Here is a 5,389-nt window from a genome sequence, read left to right as displayed (position 1 = left end):
CCCGCAAATCATGCAGGTCACCCCCGATTGTCGCTGTGCTGCATTGATCAACCGGTCGATCTCCTCTGCGATCCGATCTCCCTTTTGGGTGGCTGTCTTCCATTGGCTAGCGCCGGGTACGTCAAGGATCTCATCAAGGATCTTGCGTTTCTTGCCGCCAAGGCTGTAGTAGTAGCGCGCCCCACCAAACTTCTCCTTGACTTGCACGAAGTGAAAGCCGCGCTTGTCTTCCTCTAGGACTGCGGCGATTTTTTCGCATGTGCGAGCGAAGTCCGGAAGCCACCCGGCATAGAAGATCAAGCCGATGTGTGGGCCTTCGAACATGTACCCGAAGCGAGTTCTGAGCTCTTCCATACGATTCATATTTGATTTCCTGAAACTCAGTCAGGCCGGCACCTGCGACTGAATGTCGAGCCGGAAAGACTTGCTTGCTCACTGGCGAGCATCCCGTCGGTGCATCTCGACCCTCGACCGCTCTCCTTTGCCACTGCAGAAGCCCCTTGGATTTCCGCTTTGGTCCGCTGAAACCATGACCCTTGGCGAGTTCTGCAACGCGATGCATGGCATTCCTGTTATGTGGTCAGAGTCAAAATTCGGAGTTAATGTTGAAACGACAAAAAGTATTTGGTCCCCGATGCGCATACGTCCGCAAACCTTGCGACAGCTCGATCAACCGGCTCAGCCCCGTGCTGACGGTGTCGAGCCAGACCACGGCTTGCTGGTTCTGCACAGCACGTCAGTGCCGGGCGGGCTCGCCCACTCAGCCGTAACTCGCTGCGAAAGCCGTTTTGTACCATACACAGGGGTCCATAAATCGGGGCGAACTGTAACAGTTGCTGGGATGCGAGGCACCCAGGACAAGGAGCTATTGAAGGCATTTGCGAGTGAAGTGAAAAGCCGACGGACTGAAGCCGAGATGAGCCAAGACGACTTGGCGTATGAGTCGGATTTAGCACGATCTTTCGTCGCAAAGCTTGAGGTAGCGACGACGTCTCCGTCGTTGACGACTCTGTTCAGGCTCGCTTACGCGCTGAAAGTTGAACCAGAGGTGCTGATAGTCTCCGTCAAGCAGCGTTACCTGAAAGAGCGCGCTGCTGCGAAAAGGGCCAGCAAAAAAGCCAACTGATAAGTGCTGGGGGAGCCACGCGGAGCAAGCAAGTTACGACTGCCTGCTCGTGCCTGCCTTTAGGCCAGCGCGCGCTGTGAAATCGCATCGCGCCGCCTTCGCCGCCGCTCGAGACCTGCTCGGGTTCGTGGCGAAGATCTTCGCGCGCCGACCGGAGCGAAACGCTGAAGTCATTGAGCCGGTCATCCGGTCGCAACCGCGCATAAGTCAAAGGTGTAGTCGTTGGCGGTTCTTCACCACAAACGATGCATCGTCTACACCCGATGAAACTACTTAGGAGACGACAACAGTCCTTGCTTAGTCAGCTGCTTGCGATTTAGAAGAACCACCTGCTGAGCCTCTGGCGTAGCGGTAGATTCGCTCTCGAGACGCAGATGCCTCAAGGCATAGAAGAGAAAGGCTTGCCTGCACACAAACTCGACCTTCCCCTCTTTCATGCCATAGTCAAGCTCGATCACCCGCCTCTTGGCCGCAGGCAATTCTGGGTGCGGTCCGAGGACCAGTTTCACTATAGTGTTCCAGGCTACGTCCTTGTCTGGTCCTTCTCTACCGATTTGAGGAACGTCGCTTACTTCGACAGCTTGGAGAAACCTCGCGATCGTGAAGTCTCTAAACTCCTTCCTCTCGTGACACCACGCGCGGGTATGCCATCGAAAGCCGTCGTGGGCTAGGGCGTGGGGTGAAAGGGTGCGATTGCTCGGCTTGGGCGTTGACATCGATTGGTAAGTAACGCGCAAACTCGTCTGATCGCGAATCGAGCGGACGACCGCTGCAAGGACTGTGGCATCAAAATTCCTCCCTGGGTTTGGAACTGCCTCCATAGGAGGAGTCCATCCAACAAACGAAAACCCAAGCATGCTGTCCTTGACGAACTCCCTGACAAGCAATTCGAACAGGAACCTGCTCGTGTCGCTTGAGGGAAAAAGCTGCGCGAATTTGTCTGCCGCCAAGTAGATCTTCTGGCTACGGTCGTAAGCGAGATTGGAAGGCGCCAGTTCCATATACCTCGCAAGATCCAGCGACGCTTGTTGGACCGAAATGCCGAAAAAGTCTGTGAGATCGGCGCGGTTGAGCTTACCTTCCCATCGAAGCCTGAAATCTATGAACTCGAGCCTCCGATCCTGCGACCAGTTGGCGCCGAACCGAAAGTCGGGGGACAAGGTTGTTAGCTGTTTTGTTGTTTCCGATTTCATGGCGAGATTTTCTCATGCATCTAGTAGCTATACACATCCAATAATTCGTCGTACACTCCCCGTCCAAGCCGGCCGCCCGCACCTCGGGCCGCGGCAACCAGCAGCAAAAGCAACGTCGAGGAGCCGATTTTGTTGGAAGAGGAGCTTGCATCGCCAGTCATCGCTGAGGTCCAGGGATCGTCGATGTTGGACCTGTCGCGACAGCAGCGCAACTTGCTGCTGATGCGGCCGATCTTCCAGCTGGAGCTGAACAAGCTTCGCAATGGAGAGGATGCCGAGAGTTCGCCATTCGCGGGCCTGGATACCCACTACCTCGCCATGTCGGCCCTCGACGCCATGATGGAGGCGACCACCATTTCAATGGGTAGTACCTCCCAGGAACTGCAGGACCACCTCTCCACGGTGGCCATGCGCATGAAGCCTTTGTTAACACCGGAGCAATCCCGCCGAGTCGCGAACATCGTGATCGATGCTCTCGACAACAAGGCGGCCGGGTACAAGGAGTTCAGCTTCGAGTATTTTGATGCGGTCAGCATCAGCACGAAGCAGTATCGCTTTCGCCTCGTTCGTTGGGAGCCCGACTCGGAAGACGTGTACCGCTACAGGCCCACGGAGGAAGGGTACCTTGTGTATTTGGGCATGCTTGATCTTTCGCCCGAAGACGCGCAAGTGCTCATGGAGAAGATGCTCGATCTTCTAGTTCAGCGGGGTCGCTTCGAGGCAGCACTCGAGATCGCGAAGCGTGCCCGAAAGCTTTCAATTGAGTATCGCCAATTGATTCGTGATCGCCTGTACCAGGCGTACCGTTCCCCGGGTAGTGTGAATTGGTCCCGCGATATGAATGGACGCCTGGACGCCGCACGGGTTCATGTTCGGCAGCGCCAAGCTGAGGACGCGCGAATGGAGGAGTCCATTCAGGACGCCCTACGCGCATCGGACGAGATCAATACCCGTCAGAGCCTGACACAGCTTCTGAAGACTGTCGGAGACGCCGGCCTGGTGCGCATGCAGTTGGCCATCGACATCAGCACATCGTCTGAACGATTCATTGAGGCGCAGCGCTCCGTCTTCCGCGCTCGACGCCCCACAGGACTCCCGGACCTCGAGTCGCAGTTGCTGCCCCAGGTCATGAACCTGACGGCCACCGATCTTGCCGAAGAGGGAACTCACTTTTTGAGCGCAATGTATCCGCCGGTCATGCCGAAGATCTACGACCTGAATTCAGTGCTTGCCCTGCTTTCGGAGCAACGTGCCGAGGAGGTACAGATGGATCGGGAACCCGGTGAGATCGAGAGGCATGTTCCAGTACCCCCGCAGTTTCTGCCCGAGGTTGTACTCGAAGCAAGGGACTGGATCACCGAAAGGCTCATCGCGGGACATAAACGCCGATTCGATGACCTGCTCATCCACGCCATGAATGATGCGCTGCCTCTTCCTGTGCGGCAGTGCATCGCCCTTACTCTGTCGAGATCCTTTGCCCCGACCGATAGCGAATTTGCCAACGTGAATGTTTCGCTCACGGGCGCCGAGTTTCGCTGCGATGTCGCACAAGGTGCGAACCTCGAATTCACGGCGGCATAGAAGTCGAAAATGCTCGCCCCTGAACCCAGCGTGCTGAACGCCTCCCGCGCCATTTACAAGGCACTCCACACAACCCTGTCTCCGATAAATGACACTGAGTACCGCCAGTTGATTGCGCTGTTTCGCGCGGATCCTTCATTTCGCAGTCAAGTGGCCGATGTTGCCCAAGGCATGGAACTTCAGATTCTCGACGCGAGTGAGCTTCGCGGGCTCATCGTCGTGCCCGTATCGCGCGACAGTCGCTTTGCCATTCGGATGAGCGATCTTCGCGCAAGCATGTCGACAGAGCAAAAGGCTGCACTCGTGCTTTCGCACATTGCAGTCGCCGCCGTGTTCTTCCCAACCACCGACGGTTTGGACGATGAGAACTACTCACCTCCGCCCGCATCCGTGGCGGTCTTCCGCGACACGCTGTACAGCTTGGCACGACGCTTAAAGGAAACCGGCGAGCTTCCAGCTGAAATCCCGCCCGAGCTTTCGCCCGGGTGGGAACTGATCGCTTCCATGCCGGTGGCAATTCCCGCAGGCCAACGCGCAACAGTTGGTTCCATCGTCGGCCTCATCAAGATGGCGCTCAACAACATGCTCCAAAGCGGGCTTGTCCGCCTCGATCGAGACGCGGATGACGAAACATCCGCCACTTACACGGCAACGTTTCGCTTGCGGATACAACTTCGGGAACTCGCGCTGCGCCGGCTCTATGAGATGGCCCAACTCGCAGCTGAACAAAGGTAGGCAATGCAAAAAATCTCGCGCATGTACCTCGGCAACTGCGGATACACCACGAGCTGGTATCCAGGGACCGAGTTGGTCCTGACCGACGTCGATTCTGGGGATGCGACCGACACCATCCTGAATCTGGAGAACGGTGGTGGCAAGACTACGCTGCTTGCCCTGATCTTTTCATGTTTCGAGACGCACGAATCGAAGTTCCTCAAGCGCCTGCAGAGCGATAACGCGAGCTTCTCTCAGTACTTCGACCACAGCGGGATCCCTGGCGTCATCGCCACGGAGTGGGTGATGCCGCCACGCAGCGCGGGCAGTCAGCCTTATCGGTTGATCATCGGCCAAGTTGTCTCGGTGCGTGCCAGCGCGGAGCCGATGGAAGTCGATCGCCTCTTCTTTTCGTTCGAGGAGAAGGCGCATCTCGGATTTCGCGACATCCCGGCACCGGGCCTCGCAGCAACACCGGCGCCTTCAATTTCGGATTTCTCGAAGTGGGCGCACGAGCAACAGAAATCCCAGCCTGACTTCTTCGTGATTCGCAACAACCAGAAGGATTGGCAGCGGCACCTGAGGGAAGAGCGCGGCATCGACCTGGATATGTTGAAAATGCAGGTCAACTTCTCAAAATCCGAGGGCGGATTGGACAGCGGATTTCTCGACTTCAAGTCCGAGGCCGAATTTGTTCGTAAATTCCTCGGGCTGACTCTTGAGCCGCAGAAGGCGGAGGAAGCTCGTCGCAACGTGGTCGAAACCTGCGAGAAAC

General features: G+C 56.8%; 5 protein-coding genes and 1 pseudogene. 4 read left to right on the top strand and 2 right to left on the bottom strand.

What is annotated here, in order from left to right:
* Positions 1 to 363 (bottom strand): hypothetical protein (locus HCU76_RS35985; protein ID WP_218512015.1); only part of this gene is annotated, 363 nt, incomplete at its 3' end.
* Positions 364 to 529: 166 nt separating this feature from the next.
* Between HCU76_RS35985 and HCU76_RS37070 the strand changes: the two genes are divergently transcribed.
* Entirely contained in the window at positions 530 to 1,126 is a 597-nt protein-coding gene (locus tag HCU76_RS37070; protein WP_256354745.1) for a helix-turn-helix transcriptional regulator, read from the top strand.
* Between the two features lie 269 nt (positions 1,127 to 1,395).
* Here HCU76_RS37070 and HCU76_RS35975 read toward each other — a convergent pair whose 3' ends face one another.
* Complete coding sequence (locus HCU76_RS35975) at positions 1,396 to 2,319, bottom strand: YafY family protein (protein WP_218512014.1); 924 nt, start codon at positions 2,317 to 2,319, stop codon at positions 1,396 to 1,398.
* A 132-nt stretch (positions 2,320 to 2,451) separates the two neighbouring features.
* Between HCU76_RS35975 and HCU76_RS35970 the strand changes: the two genes are divergently transcribed.
* From HCU76_RS35970 to HCU76_RS35960, 3 genes and pseudogenes are all read left to right on the top strand, one after another.
* Positions 2,452 to 3,900: a hypothetical protein gene (locus HCU76_RS35970; RefSeq protein WP_256354744.1), complete on the top strand. Its 1,449-nt coding sequence runs from the start codon at positions 2,452 to 2,454 to the stop codon at positions 3,898 to 3,900.
* A 9-nt stretch (positions 3,901 to 3,909) separates the two neighbouring features.
* Entirely contained in the window at positions 3,910 to 4,635 is a 726-nt protein-coding gene (locus tag HCU76_RS35965; protein WP_218512013.1) for a hypothetical protein, read from the top strand.
* 3 nt (positions 4,636 to 4,638) lie between these two features.
* A pseudogene (locus HCU76_RS35960) lies at positions 4,639 to 5,389 on the top strand (hypothetical protein); the annotation flags it as partial.

The organism is Variovorax sp. dw_308, assembly GCF_019207085.1.
GTDB lineage: Bacteria > Pseudomonadota > Gammaproteobacteria > Burkholderiales > Burkholderiaceae_C > Variovorax.
Note: the sequence above shows the minus strand (reverse complement) of the source record. Positions and strands in the feature narration are given on the sequence as shown.